The sequence below is a fragment of the Sphaerisporangium sp. NPDC051011 genome, from assembly GCF_040653595.1.
Classification (GTDB): Bacteria; Actinomycetota; Actinomycetes; order Streptosporangiales; family Streptosporangiaceae; genus Sphaerisporangium.
In genome coordinates this window covers 178,627-199,590 of sequence record NZ_JBFAGG010000008.1, presented here as the reverse complement: position 1 = coordinate 199,590, position 20,964 = coordinate 178,627, and the positions used below count along the sequence as shown (strand labels likewise).

Here is a 20,964-nt window from a genome sequence, read left to right as displayed (position 1 = left end):
GTCTGGCTCCGGGATGCGGCGGACCAAGGAACCGCAATGGACCACCGGGACCGACAACATCGGTGGATTCAGACTCGACCCGTCCCCTCACGGGCGAAGTTCGGTTCCGCCGCTTCCAGTCGCGGTACCGAGATGCCCAACCGTCGTGCTTCGGCCAGGGTGTCCCGGCAGACCTCACGCGGCTCCTCGGCGTCGGGGTCGGAGTGCGCCGCAAAATTCACGCGCACGGGCGCGAAATGAGCAGTCAGCCAGGCGAGCGCGGGGGCCGTCAGCCAGGTGGGCGCACGGAACAGCAGCACACCGCCCCGGTGACGTCGCAGGTCAACGCCGCGCGCCTCGAGGAGCGGCAGAAGCTCGCGGCCGGCCAGCAGCCCCTCGCGCAGGTCGCCCGTCGCCCCGGCCAGCTTGGACAGCGAACCCAGCCGCAGGCCCTGCGAGAACAGGCCGGCATCCGACACGAAATGGACCCACAGCCAGCCGCGGAAGTCAGGCTGCTCCTTGAGCCGGAGCCCGGCCTCGCGAAACGCCTGGCGCACGGCCCGCTCCCGGTCGGTCGGGGGCCGGCCGAGGGTGCCGAAGACGACCGACGGCAGCAGCGCCCCACGGAGCACGCCGTCCGCGCCGAAACCGCCACCGGCCTGGGGAAAGCCCCAGGCGATCTGGTCGACAGGGAGTGCGCCGATCGCGGCCGGCGGCTCGGTCCAGATGTTGCCGAAGACCAGCACCGTGGCCTGGCCGACACGCGGGGACAGGAAGGCCGTCGCCTCCGCTAGGCGGTGGTGCGGCACGCTGAGCACGATCAGGTCGAAGTCGTGGTCCGGCTCCAGCGCCTCGCGGTAGCGCACCGGCCACCTCTCGACGACGCGCTGCCCCCACACCCGGCGCCGCGTATCGATCAGGTCGAGGTCCACCGTGTCCCCGTACGTCGCCGCGCGGCCCGGCCGGACGTAGAACTCGACGTCATGTCCCGCCTGTTGCAGGGCCCAGCCGTAGACGGTGGCGATCACGCCTCGGCCGAACATCAGGATCTTCACGCTGCACCTCGTGGGGTACGATCGATTTGGAGGTCATCTCCACTTTTCAAAATATGGAGGTCATCTCCATTTGTCAACGCGAGGTAGCGCATGACCGCCGACAAGCCGCTACGGGCCGACGCCCAACGCAACCGCGATGTCCTGATCGCCAAGGCACGAGAGGTCTTCGACGCCGGCGACTTCTTCGACCTACGCTTCGATGACTTCGCTCGCCTGGCCGGGGTGGGCACCGGCACGCTGTACCGCCACTTCCCCACCCGGGAGGCACTGGCCGAGGCGGTCTACCACGGGGAAGTCGCCACGCTGTGCGACCGCGCCCGCCGGCTACAGGCCACGCTGCCCGCGGCGGAGGCGTTGGCGGCCTTCCTACGCGGCATGGTCGACCACATTCACGCCCATCAGGGCCTCGCCCGGACGCTGGCCACGCTCATGGCCGACCGCTCGGGTGCCCTCGCCGAGGGCAGCCGGGCGCTGGAGCAGGCTGTCACCGACCTGGTGGCCACCGCCGTGCGGGACGGCGCCGTTCGCGACGACGTGGATGCCGGTGCCGTGATGATGGCGCTGCACGGCATCAGTGCGGCCCATGACCGCCCCGATTGGCGGGCCGAGGCCGACGATGTCATCACCCTCGTGCTGGACGGGTTGCGCCGCCCGCTATGACAAGGTGCGACACGAGGCCGCATGCCGCGAGCGAAGGATCCGGTTAGGCCCTGTATGTGCGCCGCTGTCATGGGCGCTGCCGGGCCCGGCGGCGTTTTCGGGAACGGCGGCCTGTCTGTGGACAGTCCTTAGATGTGGATATGTCGATACGTGCCCGGATACGTGATGGGGATGCCGAGGCTTTCGAGGTGCTCTTCGACGAGCTGGCTCGGACGGTGTACGGGCACGCCTTCCGGTTGACGGGGGACTGGTCGGCCGCCGAGGACGTGATGTCGCTGACGTTCCTCGAGGCCTGGCGGCTGCGGCACAGGATCGACGCCGAAGGCGGGTCGTTGCGGCCCTGGGTGCTGGGGATCGCGACCAACGTGGCGCGCAACCTCCGCCGGGCCGCCCGGCGGTATGACGAGGCGCTCGCACGCATGCCGAGAGGTGGGCCGATTGCGGACTTCGCCGACGAGATCGCCGCCCGGATGGACGCCGCTGACAGGCTGGCCGCCGTCCAGGAGGCGTACGGGTCATTGCGCCGCTCGGAACGTGAGGTCTTCGCGCTGTGCGTGTGGTCCGGGCTCGACCATGCGGAGGCGGCCGAGGCGCTGGGCGTCGCGGTGGGCACGGTGCGGTCCCGCCTGTCCAGGGCGCGTAAGAGGCTCGAAAAACTCGTCGAGCGACCGCAACAGCCGTCCCGGACGCGACAGGTAAATGGTGACCGCGACCCCGCGGTCCGGTCCGTGAGGGAGCAGAACCGATGAATCCCGTGGAACGCGAAGAACTGGGCAGGCTCCTGCCGCTCCGAGTGGAGCCCGGGCTCCCGGACGACCGGTACCGGCTAGTCAAGGAGTTCGTGATGACGGAAGTCCGCAAGACCGATCGACCGAGGCGGCGGCTGACGCGCCCGGCCGTCCTGGCGTCCGCGCTGGCGCTGGCCGCGGCGGCGGTGAGCGTCCCGCTGGTGTTCGGGGCCGGGCAGCCCGCGTACGCCGTGTCCAGGAACCAGGACGGAACGCTCACCATCAGCATCAACCAGGCCAGAGACCCGAAGGGGCTGGAGGCCACGCTGCGGGACATGGGTGTCAATGCGGTGGTGGACTACATCCCCATGGGCAAGCGGTGCACGCCGCAGCCTCGCAGCGAGCACTTCCTGTCGCGCGAGGAGGTGCGGCATCCGGCGGACGGGAAGCCGCTGGTGGTGTGGCCGCCGGAGACCGACGCGTTCCGCATCAACCCGGCTGCGGTCAAACCGGGGCAGACCGCCGTGCTGGAGTTCAGCGTCTCCGAGGACGAGCGGACCGCGGGCATCTGGGCCGGCCTGTCCAACGGCCCGGTGGCGCCGTGCACCCTGACCGACAGCGACGAGGCGCCCCTGGGCCCGCCTCCGGGCGGGGACGCCGGCTGACACGGAGCTGAGCCTATGGCCTCGCTCCGCTCGGCAGGTTCGGGGCGCCGCCGATCCTGCGGCGGACTGACCAGCAAGATCCATCTGGCCTGTGACGGCCGCGGCCGGCTCCTGGCGTTCGTGGTCACCGGCGGCAACGTCAACGACTGCACCCGCCTGGAACAGCCATCCGTGTGGCGGGTGACGCCGAACTCCTCAGGCACCTCGGTAGCCAGCACGCCTACAGCTACGCAGCAGGCCAACGGTCCCCGCCACGCGCCGCGGGGGGACCGGTCTGGGTCTTGCCGAGGTGCCTGTGCACAATCTCGACCGCCTTCGGGAGGCTCCGGGCAACAGCGCGGCACCAAAACCGTCGACCGCTCGACGCTGCGAGCGCTGGCCGTCGAACTGTCACCGCCCCCGTTTGTTCACGATCGGCGTGAGCAGAAAGGCACCGCGCCATCCGGCCAGGACAGACGCGAGGCCCCACACACCGGCCCCGTCGTCATGCGATACTGAAGAAGACCTCACACATGGGGTCGCCGTTAGAATTCTTGAAACAAACCACGTGTTCGTAGTCGTGCAACCTCGTCCAGACGCCTTTTGTCTTCCATCCCACGAGCGTTCCTCTCACCTTGACCACGTAGTCGCGGTCGGCGAAAGTGACTGCGTCGACGTCGACGTTCCCGCCGCCCCGGTGGTTGCCAGGAGCCAGTGTCTTCTGTTCGCACGTAGTGTGCCACCAGGACGGGGTCGTGCCGCCGTCCCCGTTCCATACGTCGCACCAGTGTGGGCCGGGGGTGCCCAGCACCTCGGTCGTGTGGATGGTCCATGGGGAGTTGTTCTGCGCCTCGCCGCACGGCCCCCAGCTGCACCCGCCGGCCAGAGCAGGCGAGGGCGACGCGATAACCGCGACGGATGCGACTAGCGTGCTGATGATCGGCATTGCGAGTCGCCTGATCGTTTTGTTCAAAGCTTCCTCCTTGATCATCTGTTCCGCCTTTGCCGGCCCGGCATGCCGCCAGGGCCTGCGCAAGGCCTGGCCGGTCACGGTTGGTGCCGGTCAATCCCTTGTCGGCATAGACCCGGTCCGCGCCAACGCTTTCCCGTTGTTGTCGTAGAGATTGCTGGGCCACATGACTCTGGCGCAAGCTATGCGTGTCCCAGCTGGCGCCTGGGATGCGACGATTGGTTTGACCTGCGCGGATTCGCCGGGCTGGGACGCGAGGATGCCCGACGGGTGGGGTGAGAAGGTGTCGGAACTGGCCGCGCTCTTGCACTCGCTGAAGGAACGCAGCGGCCGCAGCTACGCAGAACTCGCTGGCCGCTGTGGCGTCAGCGCCTCCACATTGCATCGGTACTGCCGGGGTCGGGTCCTGCCGGACAGCTACGGAATGGTGGAGCGGATAGCGCTGTCCTGCGGGGCGAACAAGGCGGAGTTAGCGGAGTTGTACGGGCTGTGGGCCCAAGCCGACGCCGCGCGCCTCGAAGCCGGCCGCAAGCCCATCGCTGACGATCTCTGGACCTCGGCGCCGAACCCGGCGCCGACTCCTCCATCCGTCGCGGATCCGGCGGCGGGTCTCGCGGCAGCGGTGTCGCGTCTGCAGGACCCTGCATTGGCATCCGCTGTGTATGGTCGGCGCCCTGCCCTCAGCAGTCGCAGGCCGATGCATTCCATCGCCCTTGCCTGTGTCCTGGCCGCCGTGGTGGTCATCAGTGTGGCCGCTTCTTCTCCGGCCGGGCAGACGGCTGGGCGCCCGGCGCCGCAATGGATTCCCGGCCCGGCCTGGTCGCAGCCATCCGCCCTGGTAGCCGCAGGGTTCTACGGCGTTACGATCAACAGCAGCAGCGGGGCCATGCCGACCTTCCGGGTCGGCGGGATCCGGTTATGGGATAGCGGAACTCTCTGGTCCCTGCTCGAACCGGCGCGCAACCAGTTCGGTACCCGCAGTAGGCTCCTCAGCCGAACTTGCCTTTCTTCACGCCGAGGATGAAGACCTGCCACTCGGCGGCGCCCAAGGTCAGGCCCGGCTTGTTCGGATGCTTGCTGTCTCGTACGGCCCTGCCTCCGTCTGCGAGGCTCGCTATCTCGACGCAGTTGTCATCATGACCGCTGTAGGTGCTCTTGCGCCAAACGAGACTGCTGCTAGCCACTCTGTTCGCCTACTTCCCGTATTGCTCTACGCGTTCCGTCAGATTCAATAGTGACTCATAGGGCGAAAGAGCCAATGCTTGCACTTGGCTGAAAAGTAGCGTATAACGCCGATGCTCCTCGGGGGTTTCGAGCCAGAGGCTGTCTGTCGAGGTGGCCATGTACACCAGGCTGGGGTCGGAGCCGGGGCGTGGGAAGTCTAAGATCATGAAGGCTCCATTGAGAGCTGCGTGCGCCCCGACGGCGTTCGGTAGCACCTGAATCGTGATGTTGGGGCGAGCCGCCATCTCGATGAGGCGTCTGACTTGATGACGCATCACTTCAGGGCTGCCGATGATCCTTAGAAGTGCGGCCTCGTCGACAACCGCGGCGAGAGACGGTGGGTTCGTGCGCTCCAGGATCGCCTGGCGGGCAAGTCTGGCTTGGACGTGCCGCTCGATTATCGACTCGTCGACTACCTGTCCTGCTCTCCAAACCGCTGCGGCATATGCAGCCGTTTGGAGGAGGCCTGGGATCAACACCACCTCGTAGGTGCGGATCATCGAGGCTCCTGCCTCAAAGGCGGCCAGATTGCTGCGAAACACATCTTTGTAGTCAGCCCACCAGCCGCGCTTGCGTGATTCCTTGGCGAGCGTGAGGAGGGAGTCGCACTGGTGTTCGTCGGTGACGCCATAGAGATCGAGAAGAAGGCGGATATCCCGGAGGTTGGGTAGCTTCCACTCGTTGCGTTCGATACGGGTGATTTTGCTTGGTGCCCACGTGAGGCGCCGAGCTGCTTCAGCAGCTGTCATCCCGCTCTCTTCTCGGAGTTGACGAAGCGTCGCCGAGAGCTGTCGCCGCTTAATCGTTGGACTGGTTGTTGCCATCATTCCCTCCAGTCACTAAAGCGATCATTATTGAAATATGCGACCTAATCGGACAAGTCGGCCATATTTTTTGGGTCTTTCAATTCTGCTTTAAGCCTTGCGCTTTCCTGGGTGCCGCCCTCAGTATGGCCTGGGAACGGCGGAGCTGTGGGCTTCTTCTGGAGAGCTGCCCGGGAGGCATGGGCTTTGCAGAGGAAGTCTGTAGAGAAAGTCCCGTAAATAGGCGGAGTCCGTCAGGTGCTATGAACACCGGACGGACTCCTTGAAACGGACACTGGAGGTCCGATCCCGTGGTGAATTTTACAAGAGTTATCCGAGTCATTCGGGTGCGCTTCGAGGCTGAGCGGCCGCCTACGCCCATGGGGTGCCGGTGGTGTGGCGGTTCGCCGTACGCTCACGATGGCCGCTGCCTTCCTCATCGCGATCTGCATGGGTACGAGCCGCCGACCGAGGGGCAGTTTCGGGCGCGGCTCGCCGAGTGGTGGCGTCTGGGGCTCTCGCGCCGTGCGCCCGCATCGGCTTCCGTACGTTCGCCGCGTGGGGCTTCGCCTGCGACGGCGCGGCTCTCGGTGGCGCAGGTCAGGGACCGCGCCCAGTTCGTCGCGTCGGCGACCGCCGGACCGGGAACCCCGTACGGGCAGGGCCGACCTCCGGATGACCGCTCCCTGCCCGGCGGGCATGAGGCGTACTCCTACGAGACGCGCATCCGACGGGCGGCGTGAGTGGGCGGCACCGCAGGGGAGCGGCGGTCACCCCTGTGGTTCGGCGGGAGTGGGACACGGCGCAGCGGGCGGCGGCGGTCCGGCTGGACCGGTCGGAATCCCAGTGGCTGGTGATGTACGGCGTGGGCGCGCGGCGCTTTTACGCCATCGCGATCGGTCAGGTCCCGCGACCGCACATGGTGGAGGCACGCACCGTGGAGGAGTTGCGCGAGCTCATCCGTGACGCCGAGACCGCCATGCCGTCGCCGCGCACCGCCGCCTCACATCACTCATCCCCCCGTCTCCGGCAAGGAGCTTCAATGATCGGCACCGGCAGTCCCAATGGCCTCCGTACCGTGTGCTGGGATCTGCCCTGCGAACCGGCGATCGTCGGCCAGGCGCGGCGGGTGGTGCGCGACACCTGTAACGGCTGGGCCGTGCCCGCGGAGTTGGCCGACGACCTGGTACTCGTGGTTAGCGAGCTGGTCGGCAACGCCGTCGTGTACGGCCGCCCGCCGGTACGCCTCTCCCTCTGGTCGACGGAAGAGGACCTGTGCGTACGGGTCACCGACCATGGCCCAGAAGACCCAAGGCGGCTCGAACTCAGCCTGGAGGCCATTCATGGCCGAGGACTGACGATCGTGGAAACGCTCGCGGACCGGTGGGGTGTCGTGCACACGTCGGACGACGGCAAGACGGTCTGGGCCGCATGGCGTTGGCCCTCGCGCCCACCGGACGTGGCCCGAAGCGTGGGTCTCACCACCATGATCCCGCGACCTCGTGGTGAAGGTGATCCGCCCGGCTTGACGTGGAGTGGATCATGCTCGCTCCAGCGGCCTCCAGATGAGGGCAACGAGTACGAGGCGCCACCGGCGATGTCCCAGGTCAGTCGAAGGTGAGTTGTTCGGTGCGGCGGGGCATGAGGAACAGGGCGCCGACGCCGAGGACGGCGACCACGGTGACGGCGAGGAACACGTGGTGGGATGCGTCGTACAGGGCTTGGCGGACGTAGTTCGCCGCGGCCGAGCGGGCGCCGGCGCCCTGGCTGCCGAGGACGAGGGCGGTCGCGTCGAGGCTCTTCGGCATCTGGCCGGCCAGGGCGGCCGGCGGGTGGGAGAGGCGGCTGTCCAGGGTGGAGTTGGAGATCGCTCCCAGGACGGCCGCGCCCACGGAGCTGCCGATGGACCGGCAGAACATGTTGGTCGCGGTGACGACGCCGCGCCGCTCCCAGCCGACCACCGACTGGACGGCGACGATCGACGGGCTGGACATGAGCCCGAGCCCGGCGCCGACGACGAAGCAGGCCGCGGCGACCTGCCACAGCGGCGCGCTGGGGCCGATGAACGCGCACATCACCGCGCCGGCCAGGGCGAAGCCGCCGCCGATGAGCGCGGTGTCGCGGAAGCCGATGCGCATGTAGAGGCGTCCGGAGAGGGCGGCGGCGAGGGGCCAGCCGACGCTGAGCGCGGCCACGACGAAGCCGGCGAGCAGCGCGCCGGTGCCGAGGACGCCCTCGGCGAACGTCGGCACGTACGAGGTGAGGCCGATCATGAGTGCGCCGACGGTCAGGCCGACGAGGTTGCCGCCGATGAGGACGCGGCGGCGGAGCACCCACAGCGGCAGGATCGGCTCGGCGGCCCTGCGTTCCACCAGCAGGAACGCGACGATCAGCACGACTCCGGCCGCGAAGATGAGCAGGCTGGGGGTGGAGGCCCAGGCCCAGGCGACGCCGCCTTCGAGCAGGCCGAGGATGAACAGGGAGGATCCGGCGGTGAGGAGGGCGGCGCCGAGGTAGTCGATGCGGTGGGTGCTGCGCTCGACGCGCTCCTTGAAGCGGGTGGCGAGGGCCCAGACGGCGATGGCGCCGAGCGGCAGGTTGAGGAAGAAGATCCAGCGCCAGCTCACGTACTCGGAGAACACGCCGCCGAGGGTCGGGCCGATCACCGCGGAGACGCCCCAGACGCTGGCCACGTACCCCTGGACGCGGGCGCGTTCCTCGACCGAGTACAGGTCGCCCACCATGGTGATGCTCATCGGCTGGACGGCCCCGGCGCCGATGCCCTGTAACGCGCGGAACACGATGAGCGCCGGCATGCTCCACGCGAACCCGCACAGGACGGACCCGAGGAGGAACGCGGCGATGCCGAAGAACATGATGGGCTTGCGCCCGAAGATGTCGGCGAGCTTGCCGTACAGCGGCACGGTGACGGCCTGCGTGAGCAGGTAGATCGAGAACAGCCAGGGGAACTGGGAGAACCCGCCGAGGTCGCTGACCACGGAGGGGACGGCTGTGGCGATGATCGTGCTGTCGAGCGCGACGAGCGCCGTGCACAGCATGATCGCCGCGAGGACCGGACCGCGCTCGGACCTGAGCCCGATGCCCTGGGATGTCGTCGTTGTCGTCACGTGGGAAGTGCTCCTTACCGTTCGGCGCCGACACCGGGGCGGGCTCGTCCTCCGCGATCCTGAGTCCCCTCCGGAAACCTCGAACCGTCGCTACGCGCAGTACATTCCCATCTGTCCCGAGCATCACAATCTGTGAGGGAAGTGGAGCGGACAGCAGGGGGACGGCAGGGCGGACACAAGGACAGGGGCGAGCAAAAGGAAAAGGGTGCGGCCGGTGGGCCGCACCCTTTCTGTCATGGAACGTGCGAGATCAGCAGCTCAGGTTGTTGCCGGGGGCCACGCCGAGGATCTGGGTGAACCTCGTGTAGGCGTTGATCCGGCTCTGGACCTGCGCCGGGTTGCGGCCGTTGCACTCCAGCCCGCCGTTGATGCTGCGGATCGTCTCGCCGAAGCCGAACCCGTTGACGATCGCGTTGTGCGGGGTCATCGTGCCGGGGCCGTTCTGCGTCATCCAGTACCAGATGCCGGTCTTCCAGGCGATCGAGGCATCGGTCTGCACCAGGTAGGGGTTGCGCAGCAGGTCGATGCCGAGCGCGTCGCCCGCGGCCTTGTAGTTGTAGTTCCAGCTCAGCTGGATCGGGCCGCGGCCGTAGTACGCGGCCTGGCCGGCCGGGCAGCCGAAGGACTGCTGCGGGTCGCAGTAGTGCGGGTAGTTGGCCGTGTTCTGCTCGACGATGTAGACCAGCCCGCCGGTCTCGTGGTTCACGTTGGCCAGGAACGCCGCCGCCTCCTGCTTGCGGAGGGTGTCGCTGCCGGTCTTGGCGAACGCCGAATAGGAGCTGAGCGCCGCGACGAGGCCGTTGTAGGTGTAGAACGAGTTCCGGCTCGGGAACATCTGGTTGAACTGGGCCTCGCTCACCACGAACTCTCCGCCGCCGCCGGGGGGCGGGCCGCCGTTGCAGGTGTACGGCGACCAGAACCACGTGCTGATCGTCGGGTCGTAGCCCGGGTTGTCATGGGTGGCCTGGTAGTACAGCCCGTTGGTGTACTTGACGATGTCGCCGGTGACGTAGTTGCGGCCGGCGACCCAGTTCGGGTAGTTGCACGATCCGCCGGGATCGCCGCCGCCTCCCGTGCAGGTGCCCTGGTCGGCCCAGACGTCGGTGTTGCCGGGCGTCTCGTTCTGCGTCCACCACTTGGCCTGCCAGTTGTGGCTGTTGTAGGACGCGGTCATCCCGCCGGTGTAGACCTGGGAGGACGACCAGGGGGTGGCGCACGCTGCCGCGGACGCCGGCGACATCGGCAGGATGACGGCCAATGCCCCCGCCACCACCAGCGCGACGAAGGTCGCCACAAAGCGTAGTCTTGACACTTGATCACTCCTTGGCGCGGTCTCCGCGGTTCCGCGCTTGTTGAGAACAGGACTGATCCCGGTCACGACCCCCCATACCTCTCTTCGAGGTATCAGTCGCAGGACTGAGGCAAATCAACCGGATCCCCTGACAATCGTCAAGATCTGGCAAAGCCCATTGTGAGTGAAGTTTCTCCGCATTTCGCTCTATCGGAAATATTCCAGGCATGTCGAAGTGGCCGCCTCGCGCGAGCGGGACGGCCGTGATCGGAATCGGTCAGATCATCACATGCGCGTCGGGGTGGCCCACGAAGCAGAACTGGGCGTTTCTGGTGAGCTTGTAGTCCTGCGCCTTCCACGTGTGGGCCGAGGCGTCGGCGCCGCGCATGTAGACGAAGTTGAAGCGGTCCGCCGAGTAGATGCGGACGCCGTCCTCCTTGAGGCGGCGGACGAGCCGCGTGTCCTCGCCCGCGTTGACGGCCTCGAACGCGTACGACCGCATCAGGCCGGCCGTGGCGAGGATCGTGGCGCCCTGCACCAGATGGGCGTACCGGTGCTCCAGGCCGGGCAGGCGCATCACGGTCGTGTTGGTGGCGGGGAAGTAGGTGTAGTGGGCGCCCTTGCCGACCATCTCGGCGTCGGCGTAGTCGAAGGCCCGCAGCAGGTCCGACAGGTAGTGCGTGCCGTACAGGTTGTCGTCGTCCATCTTGGCGATGTAGTCGCCCTCCGCCTGGGCGATGCCGAGGTTCAGCACCTCGCCGAGGGTGAGCGCGGGGGCGGCGGTGAGCACCTTGACGGCGGGCACCCCGGCGGCCAGCGCCTTGTCGCGGACGACGGCGGGGTCGATGTCGAGGCCGTGCAGGACGAGGATCAGCTCCAGGTCGCGGTGGCGCTGCCGGGCGACCTGGGCGATGGCGTGCTCGATCTGGCCCGCGCGGTTGGTGGGCAGCACGACCGAGACGCTCTTGCTGCGCACGGGCACCGGCCGGCCGAGCGCGGCGAGGATCTGGTCGACGCGGTGGCTGAAGAGGTGCTTGTCGAAGACCTCGCGCATGGCGAGGTGGGCCTGCCGGGCGCGCAGCTCGGGGCTGTTGATGAAGTAGAGCGCCTGGTTGTACGCCTCTTCCTGGGTGTGCGCGATCGGGATCAGCGTGCCGAAGGTCTCCTCGACGGCGCGTGACCAGCCGGACAGCACGGTGGTGGAGCAAGCCGACAACTCGAAGACCCGCCGCGCGCACATGGTGGGCGAGTCGATCACCGAGTTGACGTTCAGGAAGACCTTGTACATCTTGTACGCGGCCAGCATCTGCTCGTACGGCAGCTCGCCGACGATGTGCGGGCGGTACTCGGCGGGCCAGGCGTACTTGTCGCCGGCCTTGTCGTTGCGGGCGAAGATGTGCAGGCCGAGCTCGCGCGTGGGCGCGATGACGGTCTCCATCTGCTCGCGCCGCTCGGGGTGCTTGTCGCGGAAGTACATGCCCGCGAAGACGACGTCGTACGGGCGGCCCTGCTTGGTCTGGACGGGGTTGTGCACGCGCGGCTGGGCGGCGAACTGCAGCACGTCCACCCGGTCATGTCCCAATATTTCGCGATACTTCGCCAGCATGTCGCCGTCGCACGTGTACACGAGGTCGAACAGCTTGGCCGTGTCGATGAAGAAGTCGAAGTTCGGCGGGTCCTCCTTGTTCCAGAAGACCGTGGGGATGCCCTGCTCGCGGCACCAGGCCACCAGGTCGCGCAACTCCTGCTTGGGCGCGTTCGTCCCGGTCATCTGGTAGCGCCAGCGTCCCTGGTTGCCGTGCCAGGCCGACTCGCAGAACAGGATGTCCGGCCGCTTCTCGGCGAAGACCTCCGGCCAGTCCGTGAGGCCGAACTCGATCTGGTCCCATTCGTACTTGAACGCCATCCGCGAGAAGTCGTCCAGGATGACGGCGACCTTCAGATCCGGACGGCTGATCGGACCCTCGGGCCAGGCCAGGTTCGGGATCTTGACCTCGGGGGCGTGCGCGAGCCGGGCGTCGATGGCGGCGGCGCTCGCGGTGACCGTCGCGGGCGCCTTGGGGGCCTTCTTGGACTTCAGCGCCTTGGACAGGTCGCCGGGCAGGCGCACGAGCTTGGACGGGCGCTTGGCGCCGGCGAGGGCGGTGCTCACCCGGTACGGGCGCTGCGCCTTGGTGGCCGAGAGCTGCCACTGGGCGTACTCGGCGCGCGCCTCGGCCGTTGAGAGCCTGCGCTCCAGGTCGCGGATGCGCTCCTCGTACCGCTCGACGACCTTGCGCTCCTCGGGGAGCCAGTTCGCCGCTCCGAGACGCTGAAAACGCGGATCGTCCGGATTTACCTGGTCACTCTCGGCCATCGCCCGACTTGCCCCCTATATCCGAACTCCGCGAGCACCCCCGGGCGGCCGCCGCCGTGGACGAGTCGCCCAGGAATGTCCGATCGTACGACGTCCGCCGCCCGAAGACGGTTGACTCCGGCAACAACCCCCGGATCAGGACGTGACAGGCGGAACGCCCTGCGAGGCGGGCGAGAGGTTGTCCCCGCGCAGCCAGGCCTCGATCACGCGGGCGATCCGCGGCCCCGCGGCCCCGTCCCACAGCGGCGGAAGCTCCCCGCTCGGGGTCGCCGCGCCGTCGGCCAGCGCCTTGGACGCCTCCGCGGGCAGCGAGGCCGGCGTGACCAGGCGGTTGGTGCCGTGCGTGATGGTGATCGGCCGCTCGGTGTTGGCCCGGACGGTCAGGCAGGGGACGCCCAGCATGGTCGTCTCCTCCTGCACGCCGCCGGAGTCGGTCACGACCAGCGCCGCGCCGCGCACCAGGGACAGGAAGTCGACGTAGCCGAGCGGGTCGATGATCGAGAGGTTCTCGCCGGTCACCAGGCCCGCCTCGGCCAGGCGCGTGCGGCCGCGCGGGTGCAGCGGCACGACGACGGGCACCTGCTCGGCGACCGCCAGCACGGCCTCGACCAGCTCGCGCGCCGACTCGGGGTCGTCCACGTTGGCCGGGCGGTGCAGGGTGGCGACCGCGTACCGCTCGGGCAGGCCGAGCCGCGCCTTCACCGGCTCGGGGTCGAGCCGGGGCAGCGCCGAGAACAGGCTGTCGATCATCGGGTTGCCGACCAGATGCACCTTGCTCGCGGGCACGCCCTCGCCGGCGAGGTGCGACAGCCCGTCCGGGCTGGTCACCAGCAGGATGTCGGCGAGCGCGTCGGTGACGACCCGGTTGACCTCCTCGGGCATCTCACGGTCGAAGGACCGCAGGCCCGCCTCGACGTGCGCCGTCGGGACGTGCAGCTTCGCGCACACGAGGATCGCCGCCAGCGTGGAGTTGACGTCGCCGTACACCACGACCAGGTCGGGGCCGTGCCGCTCGACGACCTCCTCCAGGCCTGTGAGCAGCGCCGCAGTCTGCCGCGCGTGGCTCCCGGAGCCCACGGCGAGGTTGGCGATCGGCTCGGGCAGGCCGAGGTCGGCGAAGAAGACGTCCGACATCAGCGCGTCGTAGTGCTGCCCGGTGTGGACGATGGCCTGCCGGATCCCGAGGTCGGCGAGGCCGCGCACGACGGGGGCCGCTTTCACGAAGTTGGGACGAGCGCCCAGCACATGCAGAACGAGGGGATTTTCCCTCATTGACCTCGCCTTTCAGCCGGATACCGGTCATGTCAGCCTCAGGTGGGCTAAGCGTTGCCTATGGTACGGTCACGGCGTGGTTTCCGAGGCCAGCCGGCCCGAGAAGGTATCCCCGAAGTCGGCTCGTGCCGGACTGCGCGGCTTCCTCAAGGGCTTCGTCCAGCATCCGGTGATCGTCTCCCGCGTTCTCGTCACCAGGGTCAAATCCGACCCCATGCGTGTGGCGCAGGCCGCGGCGGACGCCATGCCGCCACGCCTGCGTCCCGCCGTCGGCCGGGTCGCGTGGCCGGTGGCGCGCGTCGTCAAGGTCACGGCCCGCAAGATCGCCCGCCGCATGGCGGACGGCCCGCTGGACGCGGCCAAGGCCGAGTTCGAGCGCGGGCGCATGACCCAGGCGATCGACGTCTTGCAACCGCACGCGCGGTGGCCGTTCATCCGCCGCAGGATCGCCTACTACGAGGGCGAGAAGGGCGCGATCAGCCCCAACCCGATCCCGCCGAAGTCCAAGGTGATCGTCGGCGAGCGCGTCCAGGGCCGCGTCCTGCACTGCGTCACCAACGCGCTGCCGTACACCCAGGCCGGGTACACCGTCCGCACCCACCGCATCGTCACCGCGCAGCGCGCCGCCGGGCTCGACCCGCACGTCGTGACGAGCTGGGGCTGGCCGATGCTCCAGGGCCACGCCGACGCCGAGCCGTACGAGGAGATAGACGGCGTCCCCTACCACCGGCTGCTGCCGAGCGGCGAGGTGCCGTTCGAGAGCCGCGGCCGCATGATCCGCGGCGCCGGCGAGGTGACCGAGCTGGTCAGGACGCTGCGCCCGCAGGTGCTGCACGCCGCGACCGACCACCGCAACGGCTCGGTGGCGCTGGCCGCGCGCGAGCGCACCGGCACGCCGTTCGTGTACGAGGTGCGCGGGTTCCTGGAGGAGACCTGGGCCTCGCGCGACGCGGCGCGGATCGGCAGCGAGCGCCACCTGCTCCAGCGCGACCGCGAGGCGCACATCATGCGCTCCGCCGACGCGGTGGTGACGCTCGCCGAGACGATGGCGGCCGAGATCGTCGAGCGCGGCGTCCCCCGGGAGCGGATCTTCCTCGCCCCGAACGCCGTGGACGACGCGCTGCTCACCGCCGACTACGACGGCGAGGCGTTCCGCGCCGCGTACGGCATCAAGCCGGGCGAGGTCGTCGCCGGGTCGGTGTCCAGCATCGTCGGGTACGAGGGGTTCGCGACCCTGCTGTCGGCCGCCGCGCTGCTGCGCGACGCCGGCACCCCCGTGCGCGTGCTGATCGTCGGCGACGGCGCCGAGCGGCCGGCGCTGCTCGCGCAGGTCGAGAAGCTCGGCCTCGGCGACCTGGCGATCCTGCCCGGCCGGGTCGGCCCGGAGGAGGCGCTCCAGGCGCAGGCGGCGATCGACATCTTCGTCTGCCCTCGCGACGACCTGCGGGTGACGCGGCTGGTGACCCCGCTGAAGCCGGTCGAGGCCATGGCCCTCGGCAAGCCGGTCGTGCTCAGCGACCTTCCGGCCCTCTCGGAGCTGGTCGGGTCGGACGGCGCGGGACTGCTGGTCGCGCCCGGCGATCCGTCCGAGCTCGCCAAGGCCCTCGCCGGGCTGCGGGACGACCCGGTGCGCCGCGCCGAAATGGGCGAGGCCGGCCGCGCGGAGGTCGCCGCCAAACGCACCTGGGGCCGGGTCGCGGAGATGTACCGGGGTCTTTACACGTCGCTGGCCCGGTGACTTTCTCCTCATGAACGGCCGGATAGCAGTGCTTCCTTACGCGTTCAATCGCATTAGACGTGATCTGCGCAGAGTTGAGATAGCCTTTGCCACCATGCAGTGTTGTTTCGGACTTCCTCAGGGTGCGTCGTGAGCGGATACCATCTCGCGGTCATCGGCCTGGGATACGTCGGCATGCCGTTGGCCAAGGAGGCCTCGGCCGCCGGCCTGCGCGTGGTCGGTCTGGACGTCGACCAGCGCAAGGTCGACGCCCTGAACTCCGGCCACTCCTACATTGATGACCTGAGCGACCACGACCTGGACTCCATGCTGGCGGCCGGTTTCACGGCCACGCTGGACCAGGCGGTGCTCGCGGCCAGCGAAACCATCGTGATCTGCGTTCCGACCCCCCTGGACGAGGACCACCGGCCGGACCTTTCGGCCGTGCGGGGCGCCGTCGAATCCGTGGGACGCTACCTCCAGCGGGGCACGCTGGTCGTCCTGGAGTCGACCACCTACCCCGGCACCACCGACGACGTCGTCCGCCCCATCCTGGAGGACGCCTCCGGCCTCACCGCCGGGGTCGACTTCCACCTCGCCTTCTCGCCGGAGCGCATCGACCCGGGCAACGCGAAGTACGGCCTGCGCAACACGCCGAAGGTCGTCGGCGGGTACACGCCCGGGTGCCGCGACCGCGCCGCCGCGTTCTACGCGCGGTTCATCGAGCAGGTCGTGACGGTGAGCGGCACCCGCGAGGCCGAGATGGCCAAGCTGCTGGAGAACACCTACCGGCACGTCAACATCGCCCTCGTCAACGAGATGGCGATCTTCTGCGACGAGCTGGGCGTGAACCTCTGGGAGTCCATCGAGGCGGCCGCGACCAAGCCGTTCGGGTTCCAGAAGTTCCTGCCGGGACCGGGCGTCGGCGGGCACTGCATCCCGGTCGACCCGTCCTACCTCTCGCACGCCGTGCGCAAGCTGGGCTACCCGTTCCGGTTCGTCGAACTGGCGCAGGAGATCAACGAGCGCATGCCGCAGTACGTCGTGGCCCGCGTCACGCGCCTGCTGAACCGCGCCAAGAAGGCGGTCAACGGTTCCACGGTCCTGCTGCTGGGCGTGACGTACAAGCCGGACATCGCCGACGAGCGGGAGACCCCGGCCGTCCCCATCGCCCGGGTGTTCCGCGAGCTCGGCGCCGAGCTGGTCTTCGCCGACCCCTACGTCAAGCAGTGGACGGTCGACGGCGCCGAGGTGCCGCGCGTGGACGATCTGGCGGAGGCGGTGGCGAGCGCGGACGTGACCGTCCTGCTTCAGCAGCACTCCGCGTTCGACCTGGAAATGGTGGAGAAACGAGCGCTGCTACTTCTCGACACCCGGGGCGTCCTCTCCGAGGGCGATCGCGTCGAGCGGCTCTGACGAGCGGAGGGTCGACGCGTGCACGTGCTTGTCATGACGGTGGTCCACCACCCGGAGGACGCCCGCATTCTGCATAGGCAGATCCGGGCGCTCGTGGACGCCGGTCATGAGGTCACGTACGCGGCCCCCTACACCGCGCGCGGCGTCGTGCCGCGCTCGTGGGTGACGGGGGTGGACCTGCCACGCGCCGCCGAGCGCAAGCGGTTCACGGCCGTGCGGGCCGCGCGCCGGCTGTTCAAGAGCCTGCGCAAGCAGGTCGACCTGGTGGTCATCCACGACCCCGAGCTGATGCTGGCGGTCGCGGGCGTGCGCCGCCGGCCGCCGGTGGTGTGGGACGTCCACGAGGACACCCCGGCCACGCTGTCGCTGAAGCCGTGGCTGCCGTCCTTCCTGCGCCCGCCGGTGCGCTTCCTCGCCCGGCTGCTGGAGGGGACGGCAGAGCGCCACCTGCACCTGCTGCTGGCCGAGACCGCCTACGCCGGGCGGTTCCGCCAGGCCCACCTGGTGGTGCCGAACGAGACCTGGGTGCCCGACCACGTCAGCGAGCCGTCGGACGACCGTGTCGTCTACCTCGGCTGGCTGTCGGAGGCGCGGGGCGTGCACGAGGCCGTCGAGGTGGGCCGGATGCTCCAGCCGCACCGCGTCGTCGTCGAGCTGATCGGGTACGCCGACCCGCAGAGCCGGCCGATCCTGAACAAGGCCGTGGCCGAGGGCGTGCTGGAGTGGCGCGACTTCATGCCCAACGACGAGGCGCTGAAGCGGCTCGACGGCGCGCTCGCCGGCCTGTCGCTGCTGCACGACGAGCCGAACTACCGGCACTCCATGCCGACGAAGATCGTCGAGTACATGGCGCACGGCATCCCGGTGATCACCACGCCGTCCCCACGGGCCGTCGAGCTGGTGGAGCGCTACCAGAGCGGCGTCGTCGTGCCCTGGCGCGACCCGCAGGCCGTCGTCCAGGCGGTGCTGCACCTGCGCAACGACCCGGGCGCGCGCCTGGCCGCGGGCGCGCGCGGGTACGCCGCAGCCCGCGCCAACCACCACTGGCCGAACTCGGCCCGCAGGTTCGTCAACCAGCTCGAAGCCTGGGCAGGCGTGGCCCCGTCACGGTGACGATCTTTTATCGGGGCCACATTGAAGAAACGGTAATGTCCTGAAGGTGCGCGGCCTCCTCATGCTCCTGGGAGCGATTCTGCTGACGGTCGTCGCGGCACTGGTCCTCGTCCTGCCCGACTCCAACCTGGACGGCCCGCGCAACGGCGCACAGACCGCCGCGACGCCGGACGGGACGCCCAAGCCGGCGAGCCCGACCCCGGCGACCAGCGTGTTCAGTGACCCCTGCGGCACCTTCGACACCACCAGCCCGACCCCCTACGCCGTCACCGGCTACTGGCTGGTGCCCACCTCCGACCACTGCACCTGGCGCAGCCAGCTCCAGGCCATCCACCGCGTCGGCGGCGACACCGTCGTGCGCCTCGGCTTCGGCCTGCAGCCCCGCTCCGTGGACCAGGACGGGCGCGTGCTGGACGCCGCAGGGGCCGCGCCCGACCCGCGCTACGCGCCGTGCGTGGAGAACGGCATGACGTGCGTGCAGGCCGCCGAGTCCGCGCTGAAGGCACTCAACCCCGGCAACCGCATCAGCTGGACCTACGTCTACCGGACCGACGAGGCGTTCGGCCCCGGCCTGTTCCGCTGCCCGCGGATGGAGCACACGATCGCGATCGGCAAGGACGTGTTCTACCGCGTCATCGCCCCCGACGACGGCTCGGACGACCCGACGTGCGACTTCACCTCCAAGGGGCGCGGATACCACCTCATCCTCGTCGACGGGGCCGCGCAGGACAGCCTGACCGAGATCCTGGACCTCGCCGACCGCTTCGCGATGAAGGTCTACCCGGCGCTGCCCGTGGCCCCGCGCGACCGCCGGGAGACCACCCGCGCCGACCCCCGGCACATCGGGACGCTCACCACCCTGACCCGCCGCATCCTCCAGGACTACGGCGACCGCTTCCTGAACCGCGACTCGCTCGGCGGGGTCTACCAGCCCTTCGAGCTCCAGCTCAGGGACTGGCCCGACCCGTCCGAGGTGCCGACCCTGCGCGTGTACGCCGAGCAGCACGACATCGTCCAGCAGGAGCTGCCCGGCAAGCAGATCCTCGTCAGCCCGTACCTCGACGCGCGCAAAGGCAAGGGCTTCACCTCGACCCCCGAGCAGGTCAAGCAGGGCTTCAAGGCGCTCGCCCGCACGGGCGTCGGCATCGTCGCCCCGCAGGACAGCCGGGGCACCGGCAAGGTGGGCCTGTTCTGGCCCGGAGGCAGGGCCCAGCCCGTGGACGACCGCCTCAAACCGGTCGTGGGCAACGTGTCGTACGGCGACGCGTACTACGGCTCCACGCGGGACTACTACCGCGCGATGGCCGAGGCGCTGGCCGAGCTGCGCACCGAGGGAGTGAACGTCCAGCTCTGGGCCAACGTCGAGGCGTTCGAGCCCGTCGGCGACGGCGCCTGCGAGCCCGGGGGCAAGCGGGGCGTCACGGACAAGCAGCGCCTGGACGCGGCGGTCGCCTTCGCGGGCCCGTACGTGTCGAAGATCATCTCCTACAAGTGGAGCAGCTTCTTCACCTGCGGGTCGCCGACGCTGGCCGAGCAGGTGGCGCGGGACTGGGACCGGCCGATCCCGATCCAGGCCATCCCGGTCGCGCGGGGCATCCAGAACGGGGTCGAGGTGCGCGGCTACAACCTCGCCCGCGGCACGGTCACGCTGAGCTGGCCCGGCGCCGAGGAACCGCGCAGCGTGGACTCCGCGGAGGTCGGCTGGTCGGACACCACGCCCATACCCGGCCTTCCCGGCAGCGTGCAGCGGCTGTGGGTGCCGGTCGACTGGGAGGCGGTCCCCTCCGGCGCGTGGATCAGGATCGACGTGACCTCTCCGGACGGGCGGCGCGGCAACGCGCCCATCTACCTCAACCGCGGCACGTGACGGCCTGAGGACCGGCCGTCTCGGTGTAACGTGCGTGCCATGGTCCCGCGCATACCCGTCAGCGTGGATCTCGTCGTCCTCACCGTGCGCTGCCAGCAACTCAGCGCGCTCGTGTGGCGCCGCGATCGCCCTCCGTACCAAGGGTGCTGGGCGCTGTCGGGCGGGTTCATCCAGTTGGAGGAGGACCTGCCGGCCGCCGCGTCCCGCGTGCTCGCCGAGCGCGCCGGGCTGCCCGGGGCGCCCGTCCACCTCGAACAGCTTCGCACCTACGGCTACCCGGACCGCGACCCGCGCCAGCGCGTCGTCAGCGTCGCCTACCTGGGCCTCGCCCCCGACCTGCCCGCGCCGACCGAGGCGCACATGAGCTGGCAGCCGGTGTCCTCGCTGGAGACCATGGCCTTCGACCACCGCCGCATCATGCTCGACGGCATCGAGCGCGCCGGGGCCAAGCTGGAGTACACCTCGCTGGGCGCGGCGTTCTGCCCGGAGGAGTTCACGGTGGCCGACCTGCGGCGGGTGTACGAGATCGTCTGGGGGCGCCCCCTGGACCCGCGCAACTTCCACCGCAAGGTCACCAAGGCCGACGGCTTCCTGCTGCCCACAGGGCGCACGACGACGCGTGACGGCGGCCGGCCCGCGATGCTGTACCGCCGGGGGCCCGCCGAGCTGCTGCACCCGCCGATGCTGCGCCTGGCGGGCTAGGGTCCCTGTCCGGCCCGGGGTGCGGTTGGGGTGTCTCGG

The 20,964-nt window shown here is 69.4% G+C and carries 19 protein-coding genes and 1 pseudogene; 12 read left to right on the top strand and 8 right to left on the bottom strand.

Translation table 11 applies throughout. From position 1 onward, the window contains the following. Positions 1–68: 68 nt before the first annotated feature. The gene (locus tag AB0H21_RS20205; RefSeq protein WP_358518467.1) at positions 69–1,034 is read right to left on the bottom strand and encodes a 2-dehydropantoate 2-reductase N-terminal domain-containing protein; all 966 of its coding nucleotides are present in this window, start codon (positions 1,032–1,034) and stop codon (positions 69–71) included. Between the two features lie 90 nt (positions 1,035–1,124). Here AB0H21_RS20205 and AB0H21_RS20200 point away from each other — a divergent pair, with 90 nt between their 5' ends. From AB0H21_RS20200 to AB0H21_RS20185, 4 genes and pseudogenes are all read left to right on the top strand, one after another. Next, positions 1,125–1,694, top strand: a complete 570-nt coding sequence (locus AB0H21_RS20200; RefSeq protein WP_358518464.1) for a TetR/AcrR family transcriptional regulator — start codon at positions 1,125–1,127, stop codon at positions 1,692–1,694. 140 nt (positions 1,695–1,834) lie between these two features. Next, complete coding sequence (locus AB0H21_RS20195) at positions 1,835–2,443, top strand: RNA polymerase sigma factor (RefSeq protein WP_358518461.1); 609 nt, start codon at positions 1,835–1,837, stop codon at positions 2,441–2,443. Continuing rightward, positions 2,440–3,087, top strand: coding sequence for a hypothetical protein (locus tag AB0H21_RS20190; RefSeq protein ID WP_358518457.1), 648 nt, complete (start codon positions 2,440–2,442; stop codon positions 3,085–3,087). The genes AB0H21_RS20195 and AB0H21_RS20190 overlap by 4 nt, the downstream gene beginning before the upstream one ends. Before the next feature lie 51 nt (positions 3,088–3,138). Continuing rightward, a pseudogene (locus AB0H21_RS20185) lies at positions 3,139–3,240 on the top strand (IS5/IS1182 family transposase); the annotation flags it as partial. Positions 3,241–3,571: 331 nt separating this feature from the next. Here AB0H21_RS20185 and AB0H21_RS20180 read toward each other — a convergent pair. Further along, positions 3,572–4,057, bottom strand: coding sequence for a hypothetical protein (locus AB0H21_RS20180; RefSeq protein WP_358518455.1), 486 nt, complete (start codon positions 4,055–4,057; stop codon positions 3,572–3,574). A 262-nt stretch (positions 4,058–4,319) separates the two neighbouring features. On the opposite strand from AB0H21_RS20180, the gene AB0H21_RS20175 reads away from it, so the two are divergent. Next, on the top strand, positions 4,320–5,060 hold the full coding sequence (locus AB0H21_RS20175; protein WP_358518452.1) for a helix-turn-helix transcriptional regulator: 741 nt from the start codon (positions 4,320–4,322) through the stop codon (positions 5,058–5,060). Here AB0H21_RS20175 and AB0H21_RS20170 read toward each other — a convergent pair. Together AB0H21_RS20170 and AB0H21_RS20165 are read right to left on the bottom strand one after the other, a co-directional pair. Next, positions 5,026–5,220, bottom strand: coding sequence for a DUF397 domain-containing protein (locus AB0H21_RS20170; protein WP_358518449.1), 195 nt, complete (start codon positions 5,218–5,220; stop codon positions 5,026–5,028). The genes AB0H21_RS20175 and AB0H21_RS20170 overlap by 35 nt on opposite strands. Before the next feature lie 9 nt (positions 5,221–5,229). Continuing rightward, positions 5,230–6,084, bottom strand: a complete 855-nt coding sequence (locus AB0H21_RS20165) for a helix-turn-helix transcriptional regulator (RefSeq protein WP_358519019.1) — start codon at positions 6,082–6,084, stop codon at positions 5,230–5,232. Between the two features lie 569 nt (positions 6,085–6,653). Here AB0H21_RS20165 and AB0H21_RS20160 point away from each other — a divergent pair. Both AB0H21_RS20160 and AB0H21_RS20155 read left to right on the top strand, forming a co-directional pair. Beyond that, on the top strand, positions 6,654–6,806 hold the full coding sequence (locus tag AB0H21_RS20160) for a hypothetical protein (protein WP_358518447.1): 153 nt from the start codon (positions 6,654–6,656) through the stop codon (positions 6,804–6,806). Between the two features lie 299 nt (positions 6,807–7,105). After that, a complete protein-coding gene (locus AB0H21_RS20155) occupies positions 7,106–7,684 on the top strand; it encodes an ATP-binding protein (protein ID WP_358518445.1) in 579 nt (192 codons plus the stop codon). Here AB0H21_RS20155 and AB0H21_RS20150 read toward each other — a convergent pair. The 4 genes from AB0H21_RS20150 to wecB all read right to left on the bottom strand — a co-directional run bounded on the left by AB0H21_RS20150 (position 7,671) and on the right by wecB (position 14,110). After that, a complete protein-coding gene (locus AB0H21_RS20150; RefSeq protein WP_358518442.1) occupies positions 7,671–9,191 on the bottom strand; it encodes an MDR family MFS transporter in 1,521 nt (506 codons plus the stop codon). The two genes, AB0H21_RS20155 and AB0H21_RS20150, sit on opposite strands and share 14 nt — an antisense overlap. 250 nt (positions 9,192–9,441) lie before the next feature. Then, positions 9,442–10,503, bottom strand: coding sequence for a glycoside hydrolase family 19 protein (locus AB0H21_RS20145; protein WP_358518440.1), 1,062 nt, complete (start codon positions 10,501–10,503; stop codon positions 9,442–9,444). A gap of 256 nt (positions 10,504–10,759) precedes the next feature. Beyond that, positions 10,760–12,838 (bottom strand): glycosyltransferase, encoded by a 2,079-nt coding sequence (locus AB0H21_RS20140; protein WP_358518437.1) that lies wholly within the window; start codon positions 12,836–12,838, stop codon positions 10,760–10,762. 135 nt (positions 12,839–12,973) lie between these two features. Next, positions 12,974–14,110, bottom strand: coding sequence for a UDP-N-acetylglucosamine 2-epimerase (non-hydrolyzing) (gene wecB / locus AB0H21_RS20135; protein ID WP_358518434.1), 1,137 nt, complete (start codon positions 14,108–14,110; stop codon positions 12,974–12,976). Between the two features lie 76 nt (positions 14,111–14,186). On the opposite strand from wecB, the gene AB0H21_RS20130 reads away from it, so the two are divergent. From AB0H21_RS20130 to AB0H21_RS20110, 5 genes are all read left to right on the top strand, one after another. Then, the gene (locus AB0H21_RS20130; protein ID WP_358518431.1) at positions 14,187–15,848 is read left to right on the top strand and encodes a glycosyltransferase family 4 protein; all 1,662 of its coding nucleotides are present in this window, start codon (positions 14,187–14,189) and stop codon (positions 15,846–15,848) included. Positions 15,849–15,977: 129 nt separating this feature from the next. Then, positions 15,978–17,243, top strand: coding sequence for a nucleotide sugar dehydrogenase (locus AB0H21_RS20125; protein ID WP_358518428.1), 1,266 nt, complete (start codon positions 15,978–15,980; stop codon positions 17,241–17,243). Positions 17,244–17,261: 18 nt separating this feature from the next. After that, on the top strand, positions 17,262–18,356 hold the full coding sequence (locus tag AB0H21_RS20120) for a glycosyltransferase (RefSeq protein ID WP_358518425.1): 1,095 nt from the start codon (positions 17,262–17,264) through the stop codon (positions 18,354–18,356). 46 nt (positions 18,357–18,402) lie between these two features. Beyond that, a complete protein-coding gene (locus tag AB0H21_RS20115; RefSeq protein ID WP_358518423.1) occupies positions 18,403–20,223 on the top strand; it encodes a DUF4434 domain-containing protein in 1,821 nt (606 codons plus the stop codon). 39 nt (positions 20,224–20,262) lie between these two features. Continuing rightward, positions 20,263–20,925, top strand: a complete 663-nt coding sequence (locus AB0H21_RS20110) for an NUDIX domain-containing protein (protein ID WP_358518421.1) — start codon at positions 20,263–20,265, stop codon at positions 20,923–20,925. Positions 20,926–20,964 lie beyond the last annotated feature (39 nt).

Coding starts and splice junctions, on each gene's coding strand:
- AB0H21_RS20200 (WP_358518464.1), top strand. CDS start 1,125: ATGACCGCCGACAAGCCGCTACGGGCCGACGCCCAACGCAACCGCGAT.
- AB0H21_RS20195 (WP_358518461.1), top strand. CDS start 1,835: ATGTCGATACGTGCCCGGATACGTGATGGGGATGCCGAGGCTTTCGAG.
- AB0H21_RS20190 (WP_358518457.1), top strand. CDS start 2,440: ATGAATCCCGTGGAACGCGAAGAACTGGGCAGGCTCCTGCCGCTCCGA.
- AB0H21_RS20180 (WP_358518455.1), bottom strand. CDS start 4,057: ATGATCAAGGAGGAAGCTTTGAACAAAACGATCAGGCGACTCGCAATG.
- AB0H21_RS20165 (WP_358519019.1), bottom strand. CDS start 6,084: ATGGCAACAACCAGTCCAACGATTAAGCGGCGACAGCTCTCGGCGACG.
- AB0H21_RS20155 (WP_358518445.1), top strand. CDS start 7,106: ATGATCGGCACCGGCAGTCCCAATGGCCTCCGTACCGTGTGCTGGGAT.
- AB0H21_RS20140 (WP_358518437.1), bottom strand. CDS start 12,838: ATGGCCGAGAGTGACCAGGTAAATCCGGACGATCCGCGTTTTCAGCGT.
- wecB (WP_358518434.1), bottom strand. CDS start 14,110: ATGAGGGAAAATCCCCTCGTTCTGCATGTGCTGGGCGCTCGTCCCAAC.
- AB0H21_RS20110 (WP_358518421.1), top strand. CDS start 20,263: ATGGTCCCGCGCATACCCGTCAGCGTGGATCTCGTCGTCCTCACCGTG.